Annotated in this window: 38 protein-coding genes and 1 tRNA gene; 14 read left to right on the top strand and 25 right to left on the bottom strand. The window is 69.4% G+C overall.

Translation table 11 applies throughout. From position 1 onward, the window contains the following. Position 1: 1 nt before the first annotated feature. The 8 genes from BMW85_RS09125 (at position 2) to BMW85_RS51840 (ending at position 3,551) form a co-directional block, all read left to right on the top strand. Positions 2-421 (top strand): hypothetical protein, encoded by a 420-nt coding sequence (locus tag BMW85_RS09125; RefSeq protein ID WP_091079331.1) that lies wholly within the window; start codon positions 2-4, stop codon positions 419-421. A 6-nt stretch (positions 422-427) separates the two neighbouring features. After that, the gene (locus BMW85_RS09120) at positions 428-940 is read left to right on the top strand and encodes a hypothetical protein (RefSeq protein ID WP_091079328.1); all 513 of its coding nucleotides are present in this window, start codon (positions 428-430) and stop codon (positions 938-940) included. Beyond that, the gene (locus tag BMW85_RS49350; protein ID WP_177240566.1) at positions 937-1,092 is read left to right on the top strand and encodes a hypothetical protein; all 156 of its coding nucleotides are present in this window, start codon (positions 937-939) and stop codon (positions 1,090-1,092) included. The genes BMW85_RS09120 and BMW85_RS49350 overlap by 4 nt, the downstream gene beginning before the upstream one ends. Further along, complete coding sequence (locus BMW85_RS09115) at positions 1,089-1,895, top strand: CHAP domain-containing protein (protein ID WP_245774703.1); 807 nt, start codon at positions 1,089-1,091, stop codon at positions 1,893-1,895. The genes BMW85_RS49350 and BMW85_RS09115 overlap by 4 nt, the downstream gene beginning before the upstream one ends. Before the next feature lie 213 nt (positions 1,896-2,108). Beyond that, complete coding sequence (locus BMW85_RS09110; protein ID WP_091079324.1) at positions 2,109-2,666, top strand: hypothetical protein; 558 nt, start codon at positions 2,109-2,111, stop codon at positions 2,664-2,666. Between the two features lie 9 nt (positions 2,667-2,675). Next, positions 2,676-2,864 carry a hypothetical protein gene (locus BMW85_RS09105; protein ID WP_091079322.1) on the top strand — a complete coding sequence of 63 codons (189 nt, stop codon included), beginning with the start codon at positions 2,676-2,678 and terminating at the stop codon, positions 2,862-2,864. Positions 2,865-3,100: 236 nt separating this feature from the next. Then, positions 3,101-3,174 (top strand) — tRNA-Met (locus BMW85_RS09100). A 248-nt stretch (positions 3,175-3,422) separates the two neighbouring features. Beyond that, positions 3,423-3,551 carry a hypothetical protein gene (locus BMW85_RS51840; RefSeq protein WP_281249559.1) on the top strand — a complete coding sequence of 43 codons (129 nt, stop codon included), beginning with the start codon at positions 3,423-3,425 and terminating at the stop codon, positions 3,549-3,551. Positions 3,552-3,655: 104 nt separating this feature from the next. Here the strand turns inward: BMW85_RS51840 and BMW85_RS09095 are convergent, their stop codons facing one another. Beyond that, a complete protein-coding gene (locus BMW85_RS09095; protein WP_091079320.1) occupies positions 3,656-3,925 on the bottom strand; it encodes a hypothetical protein in 270 nt (89 codons plus the stop codon). Between the two features lie 177 nt (positions 3,926-4,102). On the opposite strand from BMW85_RS09095, the gene BMW85_RS09090 reads away from it, so the two are divergent. Continuing rightward, entirely contained in the window at positions 4,103-4,390 is a 288-nt protein-coding gene (locus BMW85_RS09090; RefSeq protein WP_091079318.1) for a DUF8825 domain-containing protein, read from the top strand. 53 nt (positions 4,391-4,443) lie between these two features. Here the strand turns inward: BMW85_RS09090 and BMW85_RS09085 are convergent, their stop codons facing one another. The 7 genes from BMW85_RS09085 to BMW85_RS48205 form a co-directional block, all read right to left on the bottom strand. Further along, a complete protein-coding gene (locus tag BMW85_RS09085) occupies positions 4,444-4,896 on the bottom strand; it encodes an NUDIX hydrolase (protein ID WP_218155718.1) in 453 nt (150 codons plus the stop codon). A gap of 120 nt (positions 4,897-5,016) precedes the next feature. After that, positions 5,017-5,907, bottom strand: a complete 891-nt coding sequence (locus tag BMW85_RS09080) for a phosphotransferase family protein (RefSeq protein WP_177240565.1) — start codon at positions 5,905-5,907, stop codon at positions 5,017-5,019. A 100-nt stretch (positions 5,908-6,007) separates the two neighbouring features. Then, positions 6,008-6,400, bottom strand: a complete 393-nt coding sequence (locus BMW85_RS09075) for a hypothetical protein (RefSeq protein WP_091079311.1) — start codon at positions 6,398-6,400, stop codon at positions 6,008-6,010. Positions 6,401-6,479: 79 nt separating this feature from the next. Next, the gene (locus BMW85_RS50875; RefSeq protein WP_245774702.1) at positions 6,480-6,689 is read right to left on the bottom strand and encodes a DUF397 domain-containing protein; all 210 of its coding nucleotides are present in this window, start codon (positions 6,687-6,689) and stop codon (positions 6,480-6,482) included. A gap of 87 nt (positions 6,690-6,776) precedes the next feature. Further along, entirely contained in the window at positions 6,777-7,631 is an 855-nt protein-coding gene (locus tag BMW85_RS09065) for a helix-turn-helix domain-containing protein (protein WP_143082158.1), read from the bottom strand. Positions 7,632-7,928: 297 nt separating this feature from the next. Further along, on the bottom strand, positions 7,929-8,135 hold the full coding sequence (locus tag BMW85_RS09060) for a hypothetical protein (RefSeq protein ID WP_091079307.1): 207 nt from the start codon (positions 8,133-8,135) through the stop codon (positions 7,929-7,931). A 76-nt stretch (positions 8,136-8,211) separates the two neighbouring features. Further along, complete coding sequence (locus tag BMW85_RS48205; RefSeq protein WP_143082157.1) at positions 8,212-8,442, bottom strand: hypothetical protein; 231 nt, start codon at positions 8,440-8,442, stop codon at positions 8,212-8,214. 10 nt (positions 8,443-8,452) lie between these two features. On the opposite strand from BMW85_RS48205, the gene BMW85_RS09055 reads away from it, so the two are divergent. After that, complete coding sequence (locus BMW85_RS09055) at positions 8,453-8,836, top strand: hypothetical protein (protein WP_143082156.1); 384 nt, start codon at positions 8,453-8,455, stop codon at positions 8,834-8,836. A 1-nt stretch (position 8,837) separates the two neighbouring features. Here BMW85_RS09055 and BMW85_RS09050 read toward each other — a convergent pair whose 3' ends face one another. The 12 genes from BMW85_RS09050 to BMW85_RS51835 all read right to left on the bottom strand — a co-directional run bounded on the left by BMW85_RS09050 (position 8,838) and on the right by BMW85_RS51835 (position 16,753). Beyond that, the gene (locus BMW85_RS09050) at positions 8,838-10,769 is read right to left on the bottom strand and encodes a hypothetical protein (RefSeq protein WP_091079301.1); all 1,932 of its coding nucleotides are present in this window, start codon (positions 10,767-10,769) and stop codon (positions 8,838-8,840) included. 29 nt (positions 10,770-10,798) lie between these two features. After that, on the bottom strand, positions 10,799-11,923 hold the full coding sequence (locus BMW85_RS09045) for a hypothetical protein (RefSeq protein ID WP_091079300.1): 1,125 nt from the start codon (positions 11,921-11,923) through the stop codon (positions 10,799-10,801). Then, the gene (locus tag BMW85_RS09040; RefSeq protein WP_091079297.1) at positions 11,920-12,375 is read right to left on the bottom strand and encodes a hypothetical protein; all 456 of its coding nucleotides are present in this window, start codon (positions 12,373-12,375) and stop codon (positions 11,920-11,922) included. The genes BMW85_RS09045 and BMW85_RS09040 overlap by 4 nt, the downstream gene beginning before the upstream one ends. Before the next feature lie 12 nt (positions 12,376-12,387). After that, a complete protein-coding gene (locus tag BMW85_RS09035) occupies positions 12,388-12,771 on the bottom strand; it encodes a hypothetical protein (protein WP_143082155.1) in 384 nt (127 codons plus the stop codon). Positions 12,772-12,947: 176 nt separating this feature from the next. Next, positions 12,948-13,178 (bottom strand): hypothetical protein, encoded by a 231-nt coding sequence (locus BMW85_RS09030; RefSeq protein WP_143082154.1) that lies wholly within the window; start codon positions 13,176-13,178, stop codon positions 12,948-12,950. Positions 13,179-13,345: 167 nt separating this feature from the next. Beyond that, positions 13,346-13,576, bottom strand: coding sequence for an SsgA family sporulation/cell division regulator (locus BMW85_RS49345; RefSeq protein WP_091079291.1), 231 nt, complete (start codon positions 13,574-13,576; stop codon positions 13,346-13,348). A gap of 195 nt (positions 13,577-13,771) precedes the next feature. Next, the gene (locus BMW85_RS09020) at positions 13,772-15,307 is read right to left on the bottom strand and encodes a hypothetical protein (protein WP_091079289.1); all 1,536 of its coding nucleotides are present in this window, start codon (positions 15,305-15,307) and stop codon (positions 13,772-13,774) included. Beyond that, positions 15,307-15,546, bottom strand: a complete 240-nt coding sequence (locus BMW85_RS09015) for a helix-turn-helix domain-containing protein (RefSeq protein WP_091079287.1) — start codon at positions 15,544-15,546, stop codon at positions 15,307-15,309. Before BMW85_RS09015 ends, BMW85_RS09020 begins: the two co-directional genes overlap by 1 nt. 94 nt (positions 15,547-15,640) lie before the next feature. Then, a complete protein-coding gene (locus tag BMW85_RS09010) occupies positions 15,641-16,102 on the bottom strand; it encodes a hypothetical protein (RefSeq protein ID WP_091079284.1) in 462 nt (153 codons plus the stop codon). After that, complete coding sequence (locus tag BMW85_RS49340; RefSeq protein WP_177240564.1) at positions 16,099-16,242, bottom strand: hypothetical protein; 144 nt, start codon at positions 16,240-16,242, stop codon at positions 16,099-16,101. The genes BMW85_RS09010 and BMW85_RS49340 overlap by 4 nt, the downstream gene beginning before the upstream one ends. Further along, positions 16,239-16,430: a hypothetical protein gene (locus BMW85_RS09005; RefSeq protein ID WP_091079282.1), complete on the bottom strand. Its 192-nt coding sequence runs from the start codon at positions 16,428-16,430 to the stop codon at positions 16,239-16,241. Before BMW85_RS09005 ends, BMW85_RS49340 begins: the two co-directional genes overlap by 4 nt. Then, positions 16,427-16,753 (bottom strand): helix-turn-helix domain-containing protein, encoded by a 327-nt coding sequence (locus BMW85_RS51835; protein ID WP_281249558.1) that lies wholly within the window; start codon positions 16,751-16,753, stop codon positions 16,427-16,429. The genes BMW85_RS09005 and BMW85_RS51835 overlap by 4 nt, the downstream gene beginning before the upstream one ends. A gap of 149 nt (positions 16,754-16,902) precedes the next feature. Here BMW85_RS51835 and BMW85_RS08995 point away from each other — a divergent pair, with 149 nt between their 5' ends. Both BMW85_RS08995 and BMW85_RS08990 read left to right on the top strand, forming a co-directional pair. Then, complete coding sequence (locus BMW85_RS08995; protein ID WP_091079280.1) at positions 16,903-17,679, top strand: GntR family transcriptional regulator; 777 nt, start codon at positions 16,903-16,905, stop codon at positions 17,677-17,679. A 543-nt stretch (positions 17,680-18,222) separates the two neighbouring features. Continuing rightward, on the top strand, positions 18,223-18,960 hold the full coding sequence (locus BMW85_RS08990) for a hypothetical protein (protein WP_091079277.1): 738 nt from the start codon (positions 18,223-18,225) through the stop codon (positions 18,958-18,960). Between the two features lie 70 nt (positions 18,961-19,030). On the opposite strand, the gene BMW85_RS08985 is transcribed toward BMW85_RS08990, so the two are convergent. Together BMW85_RS08985 and BMW85_RS08980 are read right to left on the bottom strand one after the other, a co-directional pair. Then, the gene (locus tag BMW85_RS08985) at positions 19,031-19,603 is read right to left on the bottom strand and encodes a hypothetical protein (RefSeq protein ID WP_143082152.1); all 573 of its coding nucleotides are present in this window, start codon (positions 19,601-19,603) and stop codon (positions 19,031-19,033) included. A 14-nt stretch (positions 19,604-19,617) separates the two neighbouring features. After that, a complete protein-coding gene (locus BMW85_RS08980; RefSeq protein ID WP_091079273.1) occupies positions 19,618-19,911 on the bottom strand; it encodes a hypothetical protein in 294 nt (97 codons plus the stop codon). Between the two features lie 131 nt (positions 19,912-20,042). Here BMW85_RS08980 and BMW85_RS08975 point away from each other — a divergent pair, with 131 nt between their 5' ends. Together BMW85_RS08975 and BMW85_RS08970 are read left to right on the top strand one after the other, a co-directional pair. Then, positions 20,043-20,453 (top strand): GntR family transcriptional regulator, encoded by a 411-nt coding sequence (locus tag BMW85_RS08975; protein ID WP_091079271.1) that lies wholly within the window; start codon positions 20,043-20,045, stop codon positions 20,451-20,453. A 128-nt stretch (positions 20,454-20,581) separates the two neighbouring features. Then, entirely contained in the window at positions 20,582-21,004 is a 423-nt protein-coding gene (locus BMW85_RS08970) for a GntR family transcriptional regulator (protein WP_091079268.1), read from the top strand. A 219-nt stretch (positions 21,005-21,223) separates the two neighbouring features. Here the strand turns inward: BMW85_RS08970 and BMW85_RS08965 are convergent, their stop codons facing one another. From BMW85_RS08965 to BMW85_RS08955, 3 genes are all read right to left on the bottom strand, one after another. Further along, positions 21,224-21,532 carry a hypothetical protein gene (locus tag BMW85_RS08965; RefSeq protein WP_245774701.1) on the bottom strand — a complete coding sequence of 103 codons (309 nt, stop codon included), beginning with the start codon at positions 21,530-21,532 and terminating at the stop codon, positions 21,224-21,226. A gap of 112 nt (positions 21,533-21,644) precedes the next feature. After that, positions 21,645-23,363: an ABC transporter ATP-binding protein gene (locus tag BMW85_RS08960; protein ID WP_091079266.1), complete on the bottom strand. Its 1,719-nt coding sequence runs from the start codon at positions 23,361-23,363 to the stop codon at positions 21,645-21,647. Next, complete coding sequence (locus tag BMW85_RS08955) at positions 23,360-25,027, bottom strand: ABC transporter transmembrane domain-containing protein (protein ID WP_091079264.1); 1,668 nt, start codon at positions 25,025-25,027, stop codon at positions 23,360-23,362. The genes BMW85_RS08960 and BMW85_RS08955 overlap by 4 nt, the downstream gene beginning before the upstream one ends. Positions 25,028-25,213 lie beyond the last annotated feature (186 nt).

Genomic DNA, 25,213 nt, shown 5'->3' with positions numbered 1-25,213 from the left:
GATGGTGCCCCTGCTGTGCTGTGTTCGACGACGTATTGGGATCCGTGGCGAGTTCCTGCTGGCGCTGGCCTTGCTGGACTTCGTCAACGCCTACAGGCTTACCTGGCCTTCGCCTGAGACGTCCATGACTCCGACAGGCCAGTTCCTAGCCGCGTTGGCGCCGCTTCCTGTGTGGGGGGCGGTGTGGGCGGCCGTCGGCGGGCTGTGTCTGGTGCAGGCATTCGCCGCGCACGACCGGTGGGCGTTCGCGGCTGCGTCCGCGCTGAAGGTGGGTTGGGCGTTGCTGCACGCCGCCGCCTGGCTGTGGGGGGTGCCTCAGGCGTGGTGGTCGGTGGTGATCTGGCTGGGGTTCGCGAGGGTGGTTCACACGATCGCGAAGGTCCCGGAGGCTACGACCCCATCCCTTCCCAACGAAAGGTGACGCCCATTGATCACCACCTTGCTGGTCGAGCCGCAAGGATGGGCGCCGGACAATACGGTCGCCATCAGTGTGGCTGCGCTGGCGCTGGTGAGCGCTGCGGTGACCGGCATTCTGGCTGGGCGGGCGAGCGTGAAGGCCAACAAGGTCACTGCCCAGTCCAACGAGCGGGTCGCCGAGCAGCATGCCGCGGCCGAGCGGGCGCGGGTGGAGTCTGAGGCGTTCGCCCGCGCGAAAGAGATCTATGACCACGCGATCGGCGAGTTGCGTGAGGAGCTGGCGCGGATCCGCGCCCAGTACGAACGGACTCAGGAACAGCTCGACAAGATCAGCGAGAAGCTGCTGTCGGAGCGGACCGCGTCCCAGGACCTGCGGGACCAGCTACATCGGGCGCAGCGAGAGATGGGCGAGATGAGCTCCCGGATCGCCTACATGGAACGCATGATCGGCAACCTGAGACAGCAGATCGTCACAGCCGGCTTGGAGCCCGTGGAGCACTACCCGCATGGAGGTGCGCAGTGAGCGAGCAGCAGACCGAGGCCGACCTCGCCCGGACGCACGTGGACGTGCACGACTGGGGCCCGACCGAGGCCGACGAGGAGGACGTCCTGAAGTCCCTGTACGGGCCTCCTGGCGCGGACGGCGTCTACCGGGGCGAAGGGGAGAGCAAGTGACCGCGAAAGCCATGCTCGCCGCCGCACGCAAGGACCTCGGCCTCACCGGCCGGCCGAACCGGATCACGAAGGACTACGCGAAACGGAACGGTGCCGAGTTCCTCGCGGTGGCCTGGTGCCAGATGAGCATCACCTGGTGGGCCCGCCAGTCCGGCAACGAAGACGCTGTGCTGCCGCGAGGAGACCGCGCGTACACGGTGTGGAGTGCCGAGGACGGCGAAGCGCTGGGCCGCTGGCACGCCGGCACCGTCGCCAACATCAAGAAGTACGCCCAGCCTGGCGCGGTCGTCTACTTCGACTGGCAGTACACCGACCGGATCGCCGCGATCGACCACGTCGGCCTCGTGGAGCAGGTTCTGCCGGACGGCAGGGTGCAGACGATCGAGGGCAACAGCGGCGACGCCGTGAAGAGGCGCGTCAGGTCCGCTGACGTCATCGCCGGCTTCTGGAACCCCGACTACGAGGAGGACGACATGCCGTCTGCGAAGGACATCGCTGACGCCGTCTACGAGCGGTTCACGGGCACGGTCACCGGCGACGTGTGGGCCGCACGGGAGAAGATCCTGGACGTCGGCCAGAAGATCGACCCCAAGACGGCGCTGCGGCAGATCTGGGCGTACACGAAGGACGGTTACGCCAGGGACCGGGAGATCCTGGCCCGCCTTGCCGCCCAGGACGCCACCATCAAGGCGCTGGCGGACGCTCTCGCCGCCCGCGACAGCAACCTGGACGCTGACTCGCTGCTGGACCGGATCCGCGCCGAGCTGGAGAACGTCTCCATCCGTCTCGACGTCGGCAAGTGAGCGACGCCCTGTGGCTGGGCCGCTGGCCGTGGCCAACCCTGATCTCTCCTCCGAGTCCCGAGCTGGAGGAGCAGCCCGGAGACGGGCACAGTCCCGGCCTCGTGGATGAGGCCAACTGACGAACAGTTTCCTTCGAGGAAAAGGTTCCCCTGGAGCGCGCTGCCCGATGCGGCGCGCTCTCTCGTATTCACCTCCCTGTAGGAGCACTCTCAAATGCGCATCTCCAAGAGCGCGACCCTTCTGTCCGCCGTCTTCCTCGCCGCTGCTGTCAGCGTGGCTGGTGCCGTTCCGGCCTCGGCGGACATCTCCTCGCTGGACATCACCGCGATCGGCTACAACGCCTACGGCGCGGACACCGCGGCCAACCGGAACGACGAGTTCGTTGAGGTGACCGCGCGGGCCGACGTCAACGTCAAGGACCTGCTGGTGCAGGACGCCTGGGCGAAGGGCCGGGACAAGACGTTCGGCTGCAACACCTACCGCCTCCGTGCCGGTGTCCTGCCGGTCGCCCCGGAGGCGACTGCTGACGTCCTGCCGAACGGCGCTGTCCTGCGCATCCACATGGGTGCGGGCGCTGCCTCCGTGGACCGGGCGGGAGTCCGGCACGTGTACGCCAACATGCGGACGGCCTGCGGCTACAACGGCCACATCTTCAACAACGGCCCTTCCGGCTCCAACAAGTGGGCCGCCTGGGACATCGCCTGGGTCACGCTCGGCACCGAGAGCAAGTCGCGGGCGTACAACTTCAGCTTCGGCTACGTGGCCCGATAGGAGGCCGTCATGCAGGTAGGCAAGTACGCGAAGACCGTGGTCGCGGCGCTGTTCGCTGCCGTGGTCGTGGCGAAGTCGGCGGTCACAGACGGCCTGATCACTCCTCAGGAGTGGATCGACATCGTGCTCGCGGTGCTCACGTCTCTGGGCGTGTGGGTGGTGCCGAACGCGAAGCGGTCGGAGGACCTGCCGCGCTAGACTGGCGTTGTCCTCTCCAGTAGGGGAGGGAAGTGGGCCGGGGAGTTCTCCGGACGGTGAGCCGCCCCGGTTCCGCGCCCGCCTTGAGCCCCGCCCTTGTGCGGGGCTCTCGTGCTTCTCGGCGATAAGAGGTGGAGGACCACCTCATATCGGTGGGATAGTCGAGGCGCAGGCCCGAAGGGGCACCCTGGCGGCGGGACAGGGCCGGTGCGAGTCCGGGACTGGTAGCCGCCCAAGCCTGCATAGCTCAGTTGGTGAGAGCGCCGCCTTCATACAGCGGAGGGCCCACGTTCAAGTCGTGGTGCAGGTACGTAGCCGCGGTGCTCGCATCCGATGACCAGGAGGCGTGCTCGGCGGGTCGCCTACCACGTGCGCTGGGCGGCCTGCTGACCTGTCTCGGGAAACACGGAGAGCGGGTACATGCCTGCCCGGTGCGGCTTCGCGTCCCGGCTTGGAGGTCGGGGCTGGGCAGGCTTACGGGGTCGGGTCGCCGCAAGGCCGCCCGGCCCCTTTCAACTCCCAGAACTGGGAGAAGCTGGGAGCTCGTTGGGAGGTGCGATGAGCGACGACGAGTACACCGGCCCGCCCATCCCTCGGAACATCGCCGAACTGCTGGACATCCCGCTCGACGACCCCGACGTGGAGCCCGAGGAGCCACTGCCGGCAAATGACCGTCAAAGAGCCTGACCAGCAATGTTTGATCAGGTTGTGCGCCACCGAAACGAACTCATCAAACAGGGGAGCCCCCGCTGGTCTTCGGACCGGCGGGGGCTCCTTCGTGCTGTCCGAGGTCAGGCGCGCTTCCACCGCCAGGTCGTCCGCGTGTACTGAGTACACCGGTACCGCTTGCCCGTGGTCTTGGCGTACCCGTACCGGCTGTGGGCGGCCTTCGGGCAGTACGCGCCAGGCGTGATGCAGCGCCACACGTTCCCGTCCCGCTTGTACGTGCACGCAGCCGAAGCCTGTGCCTGAGCGGCGGCCAGGGCGGGCGCGGAAGCCGCCACAGGGCCGGCCAGAGCCGACCCGGCGAGGACGGCGGACACGAGCAGACGTCTGAGCATCGAGACTCCAGAGACTAGGGGGTGGAACGTGACACGAGTGAGACGGCGGCAGACGTGATCGGGTTGTCACGGGCCGTAGACAAGTCGGAGTCCCACCTTCCGCTGGGGCGTCAGCGGCGATCGGCATGAGCGGGCGTCGTAGGATCAACGGACCGTGCCGCATCCTGGGGGAAAGCATTGTCTGACCAGCAGATACCGTCTGAGGCGATCGAAGCGCAGCGCGCCTACGACCTCGTCGACGCCGAGGTTCAGCGCCTCACCGCGCTCATGCCGTCGAGCACGGCTGTAGCGGCCGGAGAGGCGGCAGTACCGCGAGAGCTCCAGGAGGAGTGGGAAGCGGCCCGTACCGCCCGTCTCGACGCCCTCGCTGCCCTCCTGGGCCACAAACGCTGGGACGGGGACGGCGGACCCATCAAGGCGGAGGCGGCGCTCCGAAAGGCAGCCAGGGCGGCGCAGGAGGCGTAACACGCGAACGCCCCCGACTCGTGGCGAGTCGAGGGCGCACAGTCCGCGCGAGGTCACGCGGTCAGGCGGTCGAGCCGTGTCCGGCCCGCGACCGCTGCCTGCCAGCCGTCGAGGCTGAATGCCTGTTCGTGGCGGTACGCGTCGATGCCAGTACGGATGTAGGTGACGACGTCGTCGGGAAGGTCGTCGAGCGCGAACCAGGCGATCTGGTCGCATCTGCCGGGCTCGGCGTTGATGGGCTCCCCAGTCCAGCGGGTGGCGGCGAAGAACACGCCGATGCGGGCCTGGCCATCAGGGTCGGCGTGGTGGCACAGGCCAGCGAACGCGAGGTCGGCAGGGTCGATGACGATGCCGAGCTCTTCGCGGGCCTCGCGCGCGGCGCCCTCGGGCAGGGTTTCGCCGGCGTCGAGGCAGCCGCCGGGCACTGACCAGGATCCGTCAGCGAAGCTCGTGTTCGCGCGGAGCAGCAGCAGGATCTTGCCGTCCTCGATGAGGATCAGGTGCACGCCGACGTGGGGTCGGAAGGGCTCGGACATGGCTGTGCTCCCCGGCGGTAGGCGATGCGTAGTGGGTTTCACGCTACGCGCCAGCGCGGGGAGCGCGGGTCTGTTTCGGCCAGGGAGACGTTATGCGGCAAGACGCTCCAGCCAGGCCCGGCCCGCGGCTGCTGCCCGAGCCCGACCCTCCCTTACTTCCTCCGGCCCGTACATCGACTTGTAGACGCGGAACATCGTCCACAGCGCAGCCAGGCCCACGAGCGCGTCTCGGGGCACCTCGCGCCACGACGGGACCCGCGACAGCATGGCGTCCACCGCGTCCGGGGCGTGGCCCGCCTCGACCAGTCGGGGGGCGAACATGGCCGCGTCCATCCAGGCGGCACCGCGGGCGGCGAACGACCAGTCCAGGACGTGCACCCTGCCGTCGGCGACGAGCAGGTTGCTCGCGGACAGGTCGTAGTGCAGGAGCGTGTCCCCGCGGACCGCGCCGGCGTCGAACCGGGCGAGCGCCGCCGCGTACACGTCCCGGTCGGGCAGGACTCCGGGGGGCCTGTGCAGCAGGTGACGCCCCGTCGCCTGCAGCGGAGCAATGTTGTCGAGGACCGGCGGCGCACCGCCAGGGGCAGGGGTCAGCATCGCACCGAGCCCCGCGATCGTCTCCAGGACGGCGGGCAGATCCGGCGAGCCGGGCGACAGATCAGCGTGCCGGGCGTCGCCGACGAACTCGGACGCCATCAGGAGCCAGCCAGCCACATCGCCGTGCCACAGTAGCCGCGGCGCGGGAACCGTCTCCGGCAGGGCTCGCCCGGCCCACGCTTCCCGCCGGTGCAGGGTCGCGCCCGGATGCGTGGATTGGATCGCCTTCAGGAACACGTCCCGGCCGTCCTCCATGTGCAGGCGGCAGGCCAGTCCGGGCATGATGCCGCCCTCGACCGTCTCCGCCTTGACGACCCGCCCGAGGCGAGCCTCCACCTCGGCGTGAGCCTGCTCCGGCATGTCCTCCCAGTGTGCGCGGCTCACGAGGATGCTCCCTTCGGGTCGTCGAGCAGGTGTCCCATAGCCTGACATGAGAGAGCCCCAGCCCGCAGGGAAGCAGGCTGAGGCTCTCGCGCGTCTCCGCTCAGCGCAGTGGGCAGGGATGGGGCACGTGCCGGTTCGGGCAGCAGATCACGCCCAAGGTCACGAACCGGCCGCCCTGCATCCACTCGCCCCACTGGACGTCCACCCCGCGAGGCAGCAAGTCCCGCGCGTCCGCCAGACGGTCCTCCAAGGGGATGCGGTCCCCGCAAAGCAGAGCCGCGCCTACCTTGCCGTACTCGCCGGCCAGCCACCCCACCGCGTCCTCCGCGCCGTGGAAAGTATCGGCGATACGGGAGGCGGGCTTGGCCAGCCAGTCGCCCGTTCGCATCGGCGGCAGGTGCGAACCGGGGAAGTCCGGCGAGGAAGGGCGGCGCTCGCCCTCGTTGCCGCGGTCGGCTCCGTTGCCGGTCCACCGGTAGGCGTGCCAGTGCATGATCGGCTCTCTCTCGTAGAGTGCAAAGGGCGGCCCCTGCTTGCTTGGATCAGGCAGGGGCCGCCCTCATGGTGTCGTGCTAGACGTTCATGCCGGCCGCGCGCAGCTCGTCGCCGGTGAACCGGAGTGTCCCGGCGTTCGGGTTCTTCGAGTCACGCAGGGCGAACGTGTCCGGAGCGCCGGAAATCGGGGCGATCTCGACGCAGGACTCCATCTCTTCCTCGTCCTGGTTGCCTCCGCACAGACGGCGGAACGTCGGCTGGTTGAGCGGATGCTTGTACAGATCCACGTGGACCTCCTCACATGCAGGCGAGTGGTTCGTTCCTGACGGTAGATAGGAGGCGCGAGAGGGGCCAACGAAGTTTCGAGAAGTTGCTTAAATATCTCCGGCGGCGGCTTCGATCAGCTCGCGAGCAGCCTGCCCGTACACCGCAACCTGCGCCAACGCAGCGAACGCCTTCTCGTACACCGCGACGTCGTCAGGCTTCTTGATCCGGAACTGCGCTGCGACGCCATCCACCCGGACCTCCGCCGTGTCGTAGATCCAGAAGTTCTCTGGTGGCATCACCGGAGGCTTCACCCCGCCCGGCAGGATGCCGACACTCACGTGCGGGCTACCGCTGGTCAGACCAGCCAGCTTGTCGAGCTGGGCGGCCATGTCGCTGGGGTCGACCATCGGCGTCCTCAACGCCTGCTCGCCGATCAGGAACGCGAACCGGCGTACTCCGCCGATCGTTTGCTGCTGCGCCATTCTCGCCGCGACGGCCCGTTCCACATCGTCGGGGATGCCGCGGAACGAGATGATCGTCGAGAGGTGTGCTCGCGCGTACGCCTCCGTCTGTAGCAGGCCGGGCACTGCGGAGTGCTGCCACACCCGGAGCTGGACGGTCCGCTCGTAGAGGCCGACGAACGCTTCCTGGATCTGGCCTAGGCCGGTCTTCTCCAGCCGGCGCCACTCGGTGTACATGCTGTCGATGGTGCGCACCTGCTCAATCAAGTCGGGGATCTGGTCTTCGGCGCCGCACGCGGTGGCCCACGCGCGGATGTCGTCCACGGAGGGGAGTTGCGTGCCGTTCTCGATTTTCGAGATGCGGGCCTTCCTGCCTTCCCAGCCCATTGCTGCGGCGAGGCGTTCGCCGGTCATGCGCTGGCCGTCGGCATGGAGGCGGAGTTCTTTGAGGCGGGCGGCGAGTGCCTGCCGTGCCTGCATGATCGTGTCGTGGCTTGTCATGCTCACCTCGGTTCGGAGGACGCGGCTTTGACGCTACGCCGCGAGTGGGGCACCGTCAGTAGAGTTTCTTGAAAATCATGAAGAAACACACGGAGAGCCCCGGCCCGCGGGGAAGCAGGCCAGGGCTCTCACATACAGCCAGGCGCGGCGGCTTGGCGCGGCGCCCAGGAGATGCGGGTCGGGTCCGTCTCCGGGTCGGCCCACCCCTCCCGGACACCTCGGGTGAGCACGTCGGGGTGCGTGAACCCTCTCACGGGCTTTCCCTTCTGCCGTCCGTGAGGTTGTCCCAGATGGTCTTCACGCCCGGGTTTTGATCTCGTCGAGAGCGGCCCGAACCTCCTGCTCCGTGCAGGGGTCCCCCGCCCGCGTCAGGTCGGCGGCGATTTGACGCGAGGCCCAGTCGAGGTCCTGGTTGAGCCAGTGACGGTTCCGCTTGAGGACTTCGCGAACGCCGACCAGCACTCTCTCTTGGCGGCTCTCTCTGGAGGCGATGTTTCTGGCCATGGTGATCCTCTTTCTGCTCCCGGAGCGCTCTGCTCCGGACACCCCGCCCGACGTCGCCGGGCGGGGATCCGCAACCTCAGCGGCTCCGGTTGCGGAGGTTACGGGCGAGGATGATCGCCTTGTTGGTGGCTGCCTGGGCACCGTCGTGGTCGCCGTCGTCACACGCGATCGCCATGTCGACGGCGCTGTCGAGGATCTTCTCGATCGCCTCGGGGGTGTAGTCGGACAGCGCCATGCGCTGCTCCTTTTCTTCGGTGAGGTTTGGTTGCCGTGAACTGGGGTTGCTCATTGACGCGGTGTCGCTCACGCTGGCAGGCATGACAGCGTGGCTGGTGGCCGAGAACGGGTTCCGGATGGTTCGAGCCGACGCCATCACGTCGGTGACCCTCGACGTCGAGAACGAAAGGGACGACCGGACGAAATACCACCCGACCAAATGGTTGGACCGGGCAAACTGGGTGCGGCTCATGGCAGGAGTGCTGGGAGAAGCGCCGATGTGCGCGCTTACCTGCCCCGGAAGGTACGCCGCCGAATCGCTCAAGCGGCTCTTGGACACACTCGCCGAGGCCCGACGCAAGCACGGCGATGTCGGCGGCAACGTGTACGTGCACGCCATGTACCAGGACTGGCCGTCACGGTTCCCAGACCCGCTGTGGAAGGTCACCAGCGACATCCCGGAACCGGAGTGGATCCGCCGCTGACTCACGAGGCGACCTTCACGTACCGGTCGCCGTCCTGCCTCACCACGCCGGCGTGGCACAGGTCCGTCGCGACTCGGAACACCGTCACCAGCGGCAGGCCCGCGCCGAGCGTGAGGTCGGCCGCGTCCAGGCCGTTCTCCGCCCCGTCCAGCAGGCGCAGGATGGTCTGCTCCGCGTTGGTCTGCTGCTCCTGGTCGAGCGCCACGAAGTCGACGACGTTGCCGTCCAGGTCGAGGTCCGGCAACTCTTCGACGCCGGGCTCGCCCTGGTCGTCGCCCGCGGCGGGTTCCGCTGGTGAGCCGGCGGGCGCGGAGGTGCCGCACATCCACTGGATAGGCTGCGGGGGTTCGTCGCCGAGCACCGCACCCAGGTTGGCGACGTCGCGGATGCGCATCATCACTGATCGGCTGGTGGCGCCGAGCACGTAGCCGCAGCCCTTGGTGTGCTTGTTGCTATTGGGGAACGTCTTCCTGATCCGGTCCGGGTACGCCTCCAGCCGCGCCCCGAACGTGGCCTGCGCCGTGTAAGTGTCGCCGGTCCGCAGCACGACGAGGTTGCCGGAGTTGAGCAGACGCAGGATCTCGCCGCCGCCCAGAGAGTCGACGATCGCGTCCTGGTTGAGGATCCACGGCATGATGCCGCACTTCGACCCTTCGGCCATCAGCTCGTGCACGATCTCGGCGAGGTCGTCGTACTGCGCCACCTTGTGGAACTCGTCGATGGGGGCGATGAGCATCGGCAGGCCGTGGGCGCCGGGCCGGTCGTAGGACTGGACGCCCCGCTGCTTGAAGCCGTTGCTGTCGACGTGTTCGACCTTCGCCAGGTAGGCGTTACGGTCGTTCATCTCCTGCCGCAACTGCAGCAGCCGGGTCCGGATCTCGTCGATGCCGAGCGCAGGTTCGGACACGTAGGGGAGAACCGAGGGGGCGGACTGGCCGCGCTGCGGGTCCATGTAGATGAGGTGGATCGGGTAGCCGCGTTCTGTGGCCTTGCGGAACTCGACGGCAGCCTGCTTGATGATGCTGGACTTCCCGACGCGCATCGCGCCGAACACGCCGACCGGCAGCGGCCCCGAGCCGGGCTCCCACACCTGCAGCGCTGCGTCGCCGCGGCCGTCAGCGAACGGGGCGATCCGCCACACGCCGGTTTCGAGGTCGAGCCCCGGCTCGGTCCATGGCTGCACGTCCTCGACGGCGAGTCGGTCCAGAATGGTCAGCTCTGCCGCGTTGAGCAGCCCGTCGTCGGTCTCGTCGACCAGCAGGTAATCGAGGGCTTTGCCGAAGTCGGCGCAGATCTGCTTGCGGGCACCCGTCGCGTCTTCGGTGGTCTGCCCGTCCAGTTCGATCCGGTAGCGGACCCCGTACTCGAACGGGGTCCGATTCGTCAACTTCGACCCAGGCAGGGAGCCCTTGCGCGAGGCGGTCTTCGCCGCCCATACGGTCACGTTCGGGTCCGGAGCTTTCGCCTCCAAAGCCGCCCGCTGCTTGCTCCTGGCCAGTTCCCGGCGGCTCTTGGTCGGGCGGACGATGGAGATGCGGTACCGCCACACCCGCGGGATCGCCAGCAGACCACCTACGCCGGCGAGCAGCGACAACCGCCAGTCGCCTGCACCCAACTCGGCCGCGATCGGCAGCCACATGCCGGCGGCGGTCCACCAGATACGGCGACGCAGACGCGTGCGTGCCTTCGGGAACCCTGCCGCGGCCACCGCAGCCACCACCACCTCACCGGCCAGCACCTGCCAAGCGGGCACCGCGAACGCGTGCAAGGTGACACCCGTGCACCAGGTGCCCGCCACAACCGCGTGAGGTACGAGCGCGTGCCGGTAGCGGTAGCCCTTCTTCTTCAGCTCGCGGGCCGCGGCCACCGCGGCAGCCAGGCCGGCCTTGCCATCTTCCTGCTCGTCGGCGAGCTGCTGCACATCGGTGGTCACGGCGCTACTCCAAACGCGGATGAGAGGGGCTACTGGCGGTAGAAGTCGAGGTTCTTGACCGGCTCGACATGCGCCGACTTGATCGCAGCGGCGATGGGGGCGTGACGCTGCAGCGCGTTGACCGCCGCGGCGACGGCGGGCTGCTGGCCGCCAGAGGCGACGACGAACGCGGCGGTCGCGCGGGTCAACTGGGCCGCGGCTGCCGCCTGCGTCTGGGTGGTCTGCAGCATCTGCCACGTCTGGTTGATCATCTGGCGGTCCAGCTTGTCGGACTGCACAGCCTGGAACGCCTGCAGAGCCTGCATGTGCGCGTTGCGGGTGCGTCGGGCGACCAGGAGCGCCTGCGCGTGCATCTCGTTAGCCTGCGCCAAGGTGTTGTTGCTGGCCTTACGGAAGGCGCGCAGCCACGCCATCAGCCGCGAGAACCCGCCCGTAGCCAGAGCGGTCCGCAACTGGCTGACGGGCGCCAGGCGGACCGCTGAGCCGTCTCCGGACGGGACGAGAGGGGCGTCGGACATGTCCACTCCTTCGAGGGCGACAGGGTGAGGGTCGATGATCACGGGCCGGTCCGTTGCCGACATGCCAGCCGGTGGCGGGACGGGAGAGTCGTCCACCCGCACGGACTCGAAGGTCGGCGGGGCGGGCTGGGGAACGTCATGGTCCGCGACTCTCTCGGCGGGCCGTGGAAGGTCGTCGTGGCCTCCCTCGGCCTGCCACGGCAGCGCCCGTCGCACCAGTCGGGGGATCAGCGACGTCGGTGACGCCGGCGTGTGGACCACATCGACGTCCGCAGTCCACGCTGCCGGCTCCACTGCGGAAGGCGGGCTGTCGGGTTCGTCGTCGAGGTCGTTGCCCTCCTCGATTTTCGCGGGCAGCGCCTTCGCGGCGCCGCCCTGCCTGCCCCTGGTGATGCCGTTGCGGATCCAGGTGATCGCTACGTTCGTGGTCTTCCGCGTCCACGTCTGCTCGACGGTGTACGAGGGAGGTTCCGGCGCCGCGCGCTCCGGCGGGTCCATCGCCTGGACGTCCTGCAAGGGGGGCGGCGGCTCCTCCACGCGGCCCGGACGCCACTTGCCCGACGCGAACAACGCGCACGGCACGAAAACGGCCAGAGCCATGAGGACGGCGAGCACCGCCAGGAACATGTCGCTCACCAGGTGTTCACCGTCGCCTTCATGACCTCGACGGTGACGCGGTCGTACTCGGTCGGGCCGAACACCACCCCGAACGCGATCGCAGCGACGGCCCACACCACCGCGGCGGCGATGAACGTCGGCCGGTCGGCCACGCCGTCCTTGGCGATGTCCCGGACGACTCCAACGACCAGGAGCCCGAGCGCGAAGCTGGTCAGGGCGATGACGGCGTACCCGAACACCGTGGAGACGCCGCCGCTCTTGGCGGTGTCGACCATCCACGCGCCCAGGTTGACGCACGCCCCGGCGAGCGGGGTCCAGAACATGCACAGCGAGAACACCAGGATCAGCATCGTGGCGACGACGGCGACCTTCTTGCGCGGCTCGCCCTTCCCTTTGTCCTTGCGGCGGAACCGCGCGAGGACGAGGCCGGCGGCCAGACAGAACGGCCCGATGACGAACAGCCAGATCACGGCAGGGTCCTTTCAGAAGACGATCGGCAGCACGGCGGCTGCCAGGTAGACGAGAAAGATGGGGAAGCGCCAGAACTTGAGCCCGAGCCAGGCGACCGCGGACCACCACGCCACCCACGGCCGGGCCGGCGGCGACACGATGTCCAGCGGCGGAAGCTGGGTGCGCCACACGCCCGGCACGCCGCTGCTCCACAGGGTGCGGAACCGCTGCCGGTAGGCACCCGACCCGAGCCAGGCCACGCAGGTGAACACGAGGCACCAGGCGACCGCGACCACGCCGTGCACGCGCGCAGTCCACTCCAGGACGCCGACCTCGCCGGGCACGTAGTTGCCTGCCTTGTGGTAGGCGTGAACGGTCGCAGGGGAGGGGAGTTGGGCGGATCCGAGGCCGCTCATGCCTGCCCGGTCCTCCAGCCACTCCACCCAGCTTCGGCGGGGTGCTCGTCGGCGGTCCTCGGCGCGGTGCTCAGCGCGCAGCCCCGCGGGCGGTGTTGCCGCTGGCGCTGCTGGCTTCTGGATGTCGGGCGCCGCGGAGTCTTTCGCGAGCGGGGCAGGCGGCACGAACTCGAACATCACAGTGCCTCCCGAGCCTGCTCGTTGAGCTTCCCGGCGAAGCTGCGGGTCTGCTGAGCCAGGCTCTCGGCGCTCTTGCGGGCCGCTTCGGGATCGCGGAGTGCCTGATGCTTCAGCTCCGATGCCAGCCACTCGGCCGTCTTCAGGAACTTGGTCCAGGGGTCGCGCGCGGACGCGATCCGGGACTCCGCATGAGCGCGGCGCTTGTCGATCGAATCGGCGGCAGACAACAACTCTCCTTGGTTACGTTGCGTGATTTGTGATACGGTCTCCTCGCGCGCCGCCCGCGCCGCGCGCCGCGCCCCTGCGCGTAGGGCGCTTCCGCGAAAGGGCATCGGCCGTCTAGACAGCCTCTGACGGCCCATACGCCGCTCACGGACAGTCACCTCAAACGTCTTCATCGGCCCGCCCCCAGCAGCCGGGCGATCATCCCGTCGAGATTCAATTCGGCCGCTTCCCGGCCCGACGGAACCAGCAGACACGTTGCGTCCACGAACTCGTCGATCGCGGACCTCGCGGCGTAGAACTCGGCCGGCCGCCCGTCGATCGGCAACTCCAGCCGGACCCAGTCGTCGCTGTCGGGGTGGGGTGCGACGCGGACGTCTCCGTCGCCGACGGGTTCGGCCACTTCCGTCGATGAGGAGCCCGCGGGCGAACAGCACACTGTGCGGCTCGCCGCCGTCCCGGCTGGGGACGGCGAACTCGACAGCGAACGGATCCTCTGGCGTGTAGACCGCAGAGGCGGCAGACGGGATCGGCGGTGCGCTCCCGGCCAGCGACCACAAGGTGATCGGACGATGAACGAAGGTCGTATGGCGGGCCATCAGACCGACACCTCCGACCGGTCGGAAGCGTCCGAGTCGGCGACCGATCTTGTCGGAGCGATCACCGTCCCGTCGGGCTCGAACGTGTAGCCCTGGGCCGTCATCCGGTCCTGCACTTCTCGGACGCGGTCGAAGGCCCAGGTTTCGCTGAATCCGAACTTCTTCGCCACCTCGGCTTTGGATGGCTTGCGCCCGAAGCCGCTTCTGCCACGGCACTTTGCGCGAATCCACTCCCGAGCCTCGCGATTGTCCTGCTCATCGGGCCTTTCACGGTCGCCGTCCTGGTCGCCATCACGGTCGCCGGTTCGGTCGCCGATTTCGTCGTCGTCGACGACCGGAGGCGCGACCGAATTGACGACCGTCAGGGGGGCACCGAAACCTTGCATCGCCGGTCGCAGTTCCGGTCGCGTCTCAGTCGCGCCGGAGGCCGGGGAAGCGACCGCCGGCGCGACCGAAGTCGTCGGTCCAGCGGTCGGAAATTCGGGGACGGGGCGCCCTTCGAGGCGGGCGATGTAGGCGGCCATGGAGTGGATCGCGGCGGTCGTCTCGGGGTCGCGCTGCTGACGGAGAGCGTCGCTCCACTCGTTCATCGCCTCGGCGAGTTGCACGGCCTCGTGGTGCTTGGCGGCGCCCGTGACGAGCGGGTGGTCCGTCTGCGCCCACGGGCCCTGCGCGTTCTCCAGCAGGTTGCACAACTGCTCGGCGCCGCCGAGGGTGCCGACCTGGTCGAGTAGCGCCCACTTCATGCGGTCGTCGCGGGCGAGGCCGGTGTGTTCGACGGCCTGGTCCAGACGCTTGTCGAGCGCCGCCGCCGCTCTGCGGATCCTGCGGGCGGAGGCGTTCGCGGAGCGCAACAGGTGGACCTTCTTCGCGGCGAGAGCGACACGCGTGATGCGGCGGTGGGCGTCGACCTCGGACGCGGTCCGGTCGGTCGCCTCGGCCAGCCCAAGCCGGACCAGGATCCGCTCCGGGGTGAGCCGCCAGTTGATGCCGGACAGGCCACGCAGCTTGCGCCGCTCCAGCCGCATGCCCCGCTCCCACAGCCACGCTGCGACCATCGGCGCGGCGAGACGGAACACCATCTCTCCGCCGCTCTTGGCGTCGATGCTCGCCAGCACGGCGGTGAGGGCGGCCAGCGCCCACACGGCGATCCCGTCGAGGCCGGCGGTGTAGTTCTCGCGCATGCTGCGGCGAGCCCGCAGCGCGGAGATGACGATCGCGCCTTCGATGAAGGCGAAGAACAAGACGCGCCAGAACCCGTCGAGCTGCAGGACGTCGCCGGCGAACTTCCACATACCGGACGCGGACACCGACGTCGCGATGCCTGCCATGACCCAGGTGAGGACGTCTTCGAGCTCGGCGGGCCGCTTCTCGGTGGCGGCGCGGTTGCGGCGCCAAGCCTGCAGCGAGCGGGCGGCGTAGCGGACGCCTTCGAGGGCTGCCCGGACCGTGAACCAGGTGACGACGACGGAGACGACTCCGGCGATCGTCCACACGGCCCAGGCGGGCGGAGGCCAGTACAGGGAGAGGTCCATCACGCGCTCCTGTGGTTCTCGTTCGTCCGCCACTCGACGCCGGGCCCGTCCGTGGCTCGTGCCAGGTGGATGTCTCCGGCGTCGCGCATCGGCCCCAGGTACCGCCAGACCTCGCGGACGGTGATCCCGAGTTGGGCGGCGGCGTCCTCGGTGGTGACGCCCTGGGAGGCGAGGGCGAGCAGCCGGCCGCGGACGTCCTCGGGGACGGTCGGGGGCGGGCTGGTGAAGGGCGGTTCCATATCGAGTCCGATCAACGGTTCGGTTGGCTGGGGAGTAGAGGGGAGGGCCCGGCCGCCGTGGCGGGGAGGGTGCTGGACGGCCGGGCCCTGGTCATCAGGCGTTCGCCTCGTCGATGGCGGACACGCTGCGCCGCCGTCGCCACTGCCACCAGCGCGGACGGTTCGCGAACTCGGCGAGGTCCTGCACGGCCGAGGCCGTAGCGTCGGCTGCAGCCGCGGCCGAGTCGGCGAACTCGACACCCTGGTCGAGCGTGGCCGTCAAGTGGTCGATCCGGCGGCTGATCTCCGCGATCGCAGACGGAGCGGCTGCGAGAGTCTCCAGCGCGGTGGCGATCCGGTCCAGGTTGGCGTTGACCGCGAGCGTCGCGTGGCCCTGGCCGACCAGCGCGTCCCGCACCGCCTGTACGCCGTTTTCGTAGGTGAGCCGGTAGTTCTGTCCGTACTCGTGGCCGACGAGGTCCGTGGGCGTCATGGCGAGCGCGAAGAAGTCGCGCGCCTGCCGGGCCAAACCCTCACACTGGGCCTCGGCCGGGGTGGTGAACGGGTCGATCGTCATCGCTGCGACTCCTTCGGGCAGGACGTGCAGCGGGGGTTGGTGCAGCCGCCCCGGTCGATCGGGTGAGCAAGGGGCTTGGCCGGGGTCCTCATCCGCGCGTACAGGTCGGCGGTACGGGCCTGCATCTCGGCGGGGGTCATCGCGACCTCCGCGCCCGATACAGGGACAGGTCCGCGACACCGGCGGGCGTAGCGGAGAGGCCGGCGATGGCGCGCACCTCGGCCGCGTTCGCGATCAGCGACTGTGCTCGGCGGTCCCATTCGGCGACCATCGCGGCGATCTGGCGCCGCTCGTCCTCCGAGAACACGGCGGCGGCGTGTGTCATCATGGGGTTGCTCCCTTGACTCGATCAGTGGGGCAAGAGAGGCGGCCTCGGTCTTGGACGATGGGGGCCGCCTTCTTCGTGTTCGCGGGCGTCGCGTCTTCCTGCTCTGCCTGCCGCGCCTGTAGGAGCGCGTGGACCTCGGCGGAGTCGAACCGGTAGTGGCCACCTGGCGTCCGGGTCGCGTTCAACTGGCCGGCTTTCGCCCACTCGATGACCGTCTCGGCTGTGACGTTGCACGCTGCGGCGGCTTCGGCGGACTTCATCCAGGTGCGGGTGTGTGACCGACCGCTTTGCGTGGTGGTCAAGGCAACCTCCAGAACGGACATTTGGTCACGTTGGGCGGAATCCCCGGGGAAGTCCGGGAAAAGCATCGTACGACGCTTTCCCTAACTGTCGTACGACGCTTTGGAGCGTGTCAAGGCGCACAGAAAAAGGATCTTGGAATTGTCGTAGGACAATTTGTTATCGTGAGCGCATGAGTCCAGAGCCCCAGACCGGGCCCGCCAACCGCATCGCCGCAGAACTCCGCGCGGCCATCGCCGACGGCCGATACCAGCCCGGCGCGCAGCTACCACCCGTGCGCGACCTCGCCAAGCAGTACGGCGTCAGCCGCAACACCGCCGCGAAGGCGATCAACATCCTCCGCACCGAAGGCGCGATCGTGACCCGCTACGGCTCCGGCGCGTACGTACGCGAGTCGCACCCCATCAGAACCCTGGGGCCGGACCGGTACGCCCGGAGCAAGTGGCAAGAGACGCGCGTGCGCGCCCACGGCGAGGACGACGGCCGAGAGAAAGAGCAACAGGGAACACAGGCCCAAGAGGTTGAGATCGTCCCCGCGGAAGAGGACGTCGCGGTGGCCCTCGGGGTTCCGATCGCGTCCCTTGTCGTGGAACGTTCGCGCACCGTCTTCCGTGACGGGCTCCCCACGCACACGATGGTGAGCTACTACCGGCCTGAGGAAGTGCGCGACACTCCCATCATGGACGACCGCCCCGGCATGGCCGGCAGAGGAGGAAGCTTCGCCATCCTCACCGATCTCGGGCTGGCGCCGCAGGACGTGGACGAGAAGCTAAAGGCACGGATGCCAACGACTGACGAGGTGGACGTACTGCGCCTACCGCCGGGCGAGCCCGTAGTGGAACTCACGCGATGGATCAAGACCGCCGAAGGTTACGTGGTCGAGTACGCCAAGGGCGTGCACGCGGCCAGCAGGTTTGAGTGGCTGTACTCATTCCCCATCCCGGACTAGGGCGATTGCGGCCTGTTGCCTCCGGCCTGCTGGTTCTACATTGAGGGCATGGACCCCACCGAGCGTGATCACTTCGCTACGATCACCACCCCCTCGGGAAGTGTCGTCCACTTCCCCAACCTCACCGAGCGGGAGGCCGGCCGTGTGGCCGAGCAGTACGGACCGCCCGCCGAACCCCTCCCGCCACGCACTGAAACTGCCGACGACAAGCAGCCGTGCGGCAGGTGCCAAGGCCAGGGCTACTGGTATGAGCCCGTTGAAGTGACCAGCCCCGAAGGCAGCAAAGTCACCACACAAAGGCGGGTCAACTGCCGCCCGTGTGGCGGAACCGGACGCATACCGAAATAGCGTTCGATACGCGATCTCGGGAGTAGGCTTAGAAACGCAGAAACCCCGGCGTCCAGGCCGGGGCTTCGCGCGAGTTCCGAGAGTTCAGAACCTCATCTCAGTCCATCTACATCGTACAAGACGGCTGTGCGATGTGAAGCCCGGTAAGGCGAACGGTTCTGCTCTCTCGGATTCCTTCGAGAGATCGGAAGGTCGTTGCCCAAGCCGCATTTCCAGGACCCGCCACCCTCGGCGTTATTCGCGATCAAGTACTCGTACGTGTGGCTGCGGACGTGGCGGGAGGTCATCGCCCAGCCCTCAGTGAAGCTTGTCGGCTTCGCTGCTGCCACGTTCAGCAACAGGAGCGGCCACCGGGTCTTCCCCGGCCTGAAGCTGCTCATGGCGACCACCGGGTACAGCAAGCCGACCGTGATCGACGCGCTGGCGACCATGCGCTACCTCGGCTTCGTCTACCGGGTGGAGTCCAACAGGGGAGCGACGAGCCACCTCGCCGACAGGTACCAGTTGTGCACGCCTCGAACTCTGGACCACGTGCCGATGCTCGTGGACAAAGAGGAGCCAGGCTTCGCGTCCCTCAACCCCGTCGCCCAGCGAGTCGCCATCCGAATCGGTGTAGCGAAGCGCCTCGGGTGGTCAACTGAGACAACCAGGGTAGTTAACTCAGTTGACCTCTGGTGGTTGTCTCAGTTGACAACAACTACACATACCAACCACACATCACATCATTCCGATCGACACGATCGGCACGATGCTGGCGCATCGCGGCAATATGACTTCAGCGACGAGGACGACTGCTTCGACTACGTGTACGACCACGTGCCGTACCTCGACCCGATGGAGGCATCGACAGTCGAGGGCATGATCGCCCGAGAGGCCCACCCCAAGGCCATCGTGAACTCGATCCTCGCGGCCCGCCGTAACTCCGCCGCATAGTTCCTGTTGGAGACCCCCGCCCGGCCGTCCCTCCGATGGATCCTCCGGGCGGGGGTGGTCTATGGGCGCGTCACGCCGGACGTAAGTCGTCTAGGGAGACGACGAGCTGTTTGGCGAGCGCCATTTCAAGCTTGCGGAACGCGTCCAGCGGCAGCTCGGTCGCCGCATCGACGGACGCGAGCGTGCCAGAGATCGGAGTGAACACCTCGGCCACGACCCCGTACGGCTCAGCCTCTGACACAGTGCACAGCCGGGACCACTTCCGAAGCTGAGGGCAGTGGTTGCGCGCCACCGGGACGCAGGCCGCGCACGTCGGCGGTGTGTTGGTGTACCAGCCACCATCAGGGCAGCGGCCGGGCGCCTCCGGCAGCAGCCACCAGATGCGCCCTGTATCGCCGTCCACCGCGGTCTTGCCGCACACCTGGCAGAGCGAGCGGAGCATGCAACGGCGCTGCCGCAGCGTGTTCACCAGCCGCCACATCGGCCGGCCCGTCCTGGTCATCCCGTGCCGGTGCCACAACACCCCGAACATTCGGTCCGTGGCTGTCTCGTCGGCGTACGACATGCGTATGCCGTCCGTGGCCGTCTCGTCGGCGACGAGCGTGAGCTGGTAAGTGACGTGCTCACCGTCGTAGGCGGTCACGTACGGAACCGGCATCACGGTGCATCACCTGTCCGGAGGCCGCTCGGATCGTCGGTGGTGCGCCAAGGGAGAGGGGTCCTGCGTAGAGGCGAGGAGGTGCGCGCTGTCCGGGCCCTCTCCTCGTCGATGAGCGTCGCTTCGAGGTCGTGAGCGCTGTCGGCGTCCAGGTTCGCGCGGGCGCCGGGCGGGATGTTGCCGTCGTTGCGGAGCGCCCACCAGCGGCCTATGTCGCTGCGCCAGACCGACCATCCGGGGAAGCGCTGCTGGAGCTCCTGGGTGGCCGCTTCGATGTCGTCCGGTAGGGCCATAGAAGGACCATAAACAGTTACTCAACAGTAGGCCACTAAGCGGTGCACACTCCGTCACGTGACGGCGCAGGTTTCGCCTAGTACGTTGAGCGCAATCAGGCCCTAACGGTACCTATCCCTACCGTTGAACCGTGATCGATCCGAGGGGCGAACAGCCGGTGTACCTGCAGGTCGCAGCGCAGCTCCGAGCCCGCATCGAATCAGGCGAATGGCCGCCACGCCGACGTCTGCCGTCCGTCGTCGCCCTGGAACACGAATACGGCGTGGCCCGCAACACCGTCCTCAAAGCGATCAAGCACCTGCGCGACACCGGCTACGTCTACACCGTCTCCAACTGGGGCACCGTCGTGAAAGCCGGCGCCGACACCATCACTGTCGTCGTCATGGCGCCCGGCAGCCGCGCCGTCGTCCGGGAGGCCACCGCACAGGAGCGTGAACGGCTCGACCTGGCCGAGGGTGCCCACGTACTCGTCGTGGAGAAGGGCGGCGAAGTCGAGGTGCTGCCCGCGGAGACGGTGGAGATCCGCGGACCCGAGAGCTGACGCCGGACCTTGGAACGCTCGCGGCCCCGTCTCCCGTTGGGAGACGGGGCCGTTGTCATGCTGCGGAACCTCGTCATGCGCACGTACGCATGATCCGCATGACGCGGTAGTGCTCCTACGCTCCCTTCATGATCGATCCCGACTCGGGCCGTCCCGTCTACCGCCAACTGGCAGACGTGATCCGGGGCCAGATCGATCGCGGCGAACTGCGCCCCGGCCAGAGGCTGAGGACCGAGCCTGAGTACGTGGACGAATACGAGATCGGCCGCGACTCGGTTCGCAAGGCGATGGCGCTGCTGCGCGCGGAAGGGCTGATCGTCACCACACGGCAGGGCTCGCGTGTGCGTCCGCAACCGGACATGGCGGAGGTGTCGTTGAGCGAGGACACTCAAGTCCGGACACGCATGCCCACCCAGAAGGAACGCCGCGTGCTCGGCGTTGCGGAGGGGGTGCCGGTCTTCGTGGTGGAGCGGCCCGGCGCCGAGCCGGAGGTGCTGGCCGGCGATCGGACGACGCTGGTCGTCAGGGGTGGCGGCGGGAGGGAGCTTTAGGCTCCGCAGGGACTGGGACCCCGGCAATTCGTCTGCCGGGGTCCCGCCCCCTTACGGGACCGCACCGCCAGGCCATTGCCCATGGGGAGTGGACGGCTGACGGTGCGGTCGCCTGTCTCCCCACTGGCGGAGTAAGTGGTTCCTGATCGTAGCTGCAGCGTTGCGCGGTGTCACTAGTCGGAATCAAGCCGAGATCATCGGATCTATTCAATGGTGTGTTTAACGGACGCCGACATGGGTGCCGGTGGGGGAGCCGGTGCGGGTGAAGTTCTCGTACCAGGCGAGCCGGCCGTCCGGGTAGTGGTCGGGGCAGTCGGCCAGGGCGCGCGCGATGCCGTCAGGGTCGAACGGCTTGCCGCACATCAGCATGCCGCCGAACGCCTCGTAGGAGAACAGATGACTGTGGCCGTCGACGAAGCCGCTCACGGGAGCGGGGGCGGCGGCGGCGGCGGGAGCGGGGGAGGACGGCGCGACCAGCGCGCCGGCCAGGAGGAGGACGGCCGCGGCCGTCCTGAGCGGGTGGAACACGGGGACCACCTCCCAGGCTGAGTGACCGGGGTCGCCGTCAGCATCCATCGCGGTCGCGGGCTCGGCAAGAGGAACATGAGCCTCACTCGCCTAACGGTTCGGCTACCCCCCGTCAGACGTCCTGGCGGTGGTCGGTCCAGGCGGACCAGTGGGCGGCGTAGCGGCCGCCCGCGGCGCGCAGGTCCGCGTGCGAGCCGCGTTCCACGACCCGGCCGTCCTCCATCACCACCACGCTGTCCGCGGCGGCGGCCTGGGTGAGCCGGTGGGCGACGATGAGCGCGGTACGCCCGTCCACGGCCCGCTCGACCGCGCGTTCCAGCAGGCGGGCGCCGACGCTGCCCGCCTCGGCCGTGGCCTCGTCGAGGACCGCCACCGCCGGGTCGGCCAGCACCAGCCGGGCCAGCGCGAGTTGCTGCCGCTGGGCGCCGGTCAGGCGGTGCCCGCCCTCCCCGACGACCGTCGCGAGGCCGTCGGGCAGCTCCTCCGCCCAGGCGAGGGCGTCCACGGTGGCGAGGGCCGCGCGCAGCTCGTCGTCGGTGGCGTCCGGGCGGGCCAGGCGCAGGTCGTCGGCCAGCGGACCGGCGAAGACGTGTACCTCCTGGGTCACCATGGCGACGCCGGGCGGCGTCTCGACGGTGCCGGCGGTGGGCTCGTGCACGCCGGCGACCAGCTTGGCGAGTGTGGTCTTGCCCGCGCCGCTCGCCCCGACCAGCGCGACCCGCTCGCCGGGGCGGATGTCGAGGTCCACGCCGTGCAGCACCGGGTCGCCCGGCTCGTAGGCGTGGGCGAGGCCGCGCACGCTCACCCCGCCGCCTTCCTGCTGCCGGATCGCGGGTGCGGCGTCGGCGGGTGCGGCGTCGGCGACGCCTACGACGCGGGCCAGGCTGGCGGTGGCCGCCTGGGCGTCGTCCAGCAGGGCCAGGGCCGTGTTGATCGGGCCGAAGAGGTTGTGGAAGTACAGCGCTGCGGCCGTGGCGGTGCCGATCGTGGCCGAGCCGTCGCGGACCAGCAGCACCCCGACCGCGAGCACCGCGGCCAGGCCGGCGTACTCGGCCACGTGCAGGCGGCTGTAGAAGCGCAGCATCAGCCGCACCCCGCGCATCGTCAGCTCGACCGCGGCCCGCGAACGGCCGGCGACCCGCTCCAGGTGCTCCCGCTCGGCGCGGAAGGCCCGTACGGTCGACGCCCCCGCGATCGTGTCGAGCAGTTGCTGCTGCTGCTCGCCGGTCGCCACCCGCTGGGCCGCGTAGAGCGGCACGGCGTTGCGCACATACCAGCGGGCGGTGTGCACCTGCACCGGGACGGCGAGCAGCGCCGCCACCAGGAAGCGCCAGTCCAGCAGCGCCAGGGCGCCCAGCGTCAGGACGATCGACAGCAGCGACCGGGCCAGCGCGGGCAGTGCCGAGCGTACGGCCTCGGCGACCCGCGCCACGTCGCCCGTCACCCGGGAGGTGAGGTCGCCGGAGCCGGCCCGTTCCGCGCGGTCGAGCGGCAGGGCGAGGACCCGTTCCACGAAACGTTCGCGCAGGTCGGCGAGGGCGGTCTCGCCGAGCCTGGCCACCAGCGTCAGGCCCCAGGCGGTCAGCGCCCCCTGGACCAGGCCGACGAGCACCAGCAGCGCGGCGGGGACGGCCAGCGCCGCCGCCTGCTCGCGGCCGGCCACCAGGTCGACGATGTGGCCGAGCAGCGGCTGGATGAGCAGGCCCACGGAGGTGGCCACGATCAGCAGGCCGAACCCGGCCACGGCGGTCCGCCGGTGCGGGCGCACGGCTTGGAGTACGGCCGCCCGGGTACGGGCCGGCGTCGCGGTCGGCAGCAGCTCCCGGGTCATGCGAGCACCGCCGCCCGGTAGCCGGGGTTGCGGCGCAGCAGGTCGGAGTGGGGGGCTTCGTCGGCCACGCGGCCCTCGTGCAGCAGCAGCACCCGGTCGGCCACCGCGAGCAGGGCGGGGCTGGTGGTCACCAGCACGGTCGTGCGGTCGCGGCGCAGCCGGCTGATGCCGTCGGCGATCCGAGTCTCGGTGACGGCGTCCACGGCGGTGGTGGGGTCGTGCAGGACGAGCACCGGGCGGGCCACGGCGAGCGCCCGCGCCAGCGCCACCCGCTGGCGCTGGCCGCCGGAGAGCGAGCCGCCGCGCTCGCTGACCGGGGTGCCGGGCGGGATGTCCCCCGCGCCGGCGGCCTCCAGCGCCTCGGCGACGGCCGCCCCCGGCGCATGCCCGGCGTCGCTGGTGACGTTGCTGGTCACGGTGCCCTCGAAGAGGACCGCCTCGTGCTCGGCCACCAGCACCGCCTCCCGCAGCCGCCCGGGATCGAGGTCCCGCAACGGCACGCCGTCGAGCTCCACCGTCCCGGTCTCGGGATCGGCCTGCCGCCCCAGGCAGCGGACCAGGGACGCGGCCGCCGCCGGATCGGTGGCGGCCACCCCCACCAGCTCGCCGGGCGCGATGTCCAGGTCGAGGTCGCGCAGCCGCCCGTAGGTGACCGACCGCAGCCGGAGCGCGCCCGCCACGTCCCCGGGCGGCTCGCGGTCGCCGGCGGGCACGGCGGGCGGCGCGGACAGCAGCGCCGCGACCCGGGCGGCCGACGCCCTGGCCTGCGCGAACTCGGCGTTCACCCAGGCGAAGAGCTGCAGAGGACCTTGGAGGAAGAGGGCCAGCCCGACCGCGGAGACGAGCTGCCCGAGCGTGATGTCGCCGGTGGTGGCGAAGTAGCCGCCGGCCAGCGCGATCAGCGCGATGAAGGCGCCGGTGAGCGCGAGCACCACGCCGTTCTGCAGGGCCTCGGCGCGGGCGGCGCGCAGGGTGGCGGCGAGGGAGTCGCGGCTGGTACGCCGGTAGCGTTCGACCGCGGCCCGCTCCGCGCCGATCCCCTTGAGCACCCGCAGCCCGGTCACCAGGTCGGCGGCCATGCCCGAGGCGCGCGCGGCGTGCTCCTGCTCGACGGCGCTGCGGCGTTCCAGCGGCTTGCCGAGCAGGTGCCCGAGCCACAGCAGCGCCGGGGTGCCGGCCAGCACGATCAGCCCGAGCTGGACGGAGGTGTTCAGCAGCAGCACCCCGGCCACGACCAGGCCGGTGAGCCCGGCGACGGCGGCGAGCGCCGCCATCAGGACCGCGCCGACCCGCCGTACGTCCTCGGTGGCGATGCCGGTCAGCGCGCCGGGCAGGCGGTCCTCGGCGCCGCCGCCGGGGTGCAGCACCCTGGCGACGACGGCGGTGCGCAGCTCGTGCGCGGCCTCCTCGGCGGCGCGTTCGCCGGCGCGGGCGCCGAAGCGGTAGCTGAACGACAGGCCGACGTAGACGGCGGCGAGCACCGCCAGCCACAGGAGCAGCCGCCCCCAGTCGCCGCCCGCGACGGCCTGGTCGATGGCGACCCCGATGAGTACGGGCACCAGGGCCTCGCCCGCCTGGTGCCCGGCGCCGAGCAGCGAGCCCCCGGCCAGCCTGCGCCATTGGCTCGCGACCGTGCGCAGCAGTACGTCCCGCCCGGTGTGCAAGCGGCGCTCCCGAAGATCGACAGTAAGGCGAGCCTAACCTAACATGTCCGACCTGTGGTCTGAAGAGGGGATATGCCAGCTCTGACCCGGAAGCGACGCGGAATCCACCTTCGCCGCGTCTTGACGGTCGCACTTTATCCATGATGTGTTGTGCGTGGCCGTGAACTTAGGTAAGGCAAACCTAAC

Origin of the sequence: Nonomuraea wenchangensis (genome assembly GCF_900111685.1) — a bacterium.
GTDB lineage: Bacteria > Actinomycetota > Actinomycetes > Streptosporangiales > Streptosporangiaceae > Nonomuraea > Nonomuraea wenchangensis.
The sequence above is the reverse complement of the archived record's forward strand: the minus strand, read 5'-3'. Positions and strand labels throughout refer to the sequence as shown.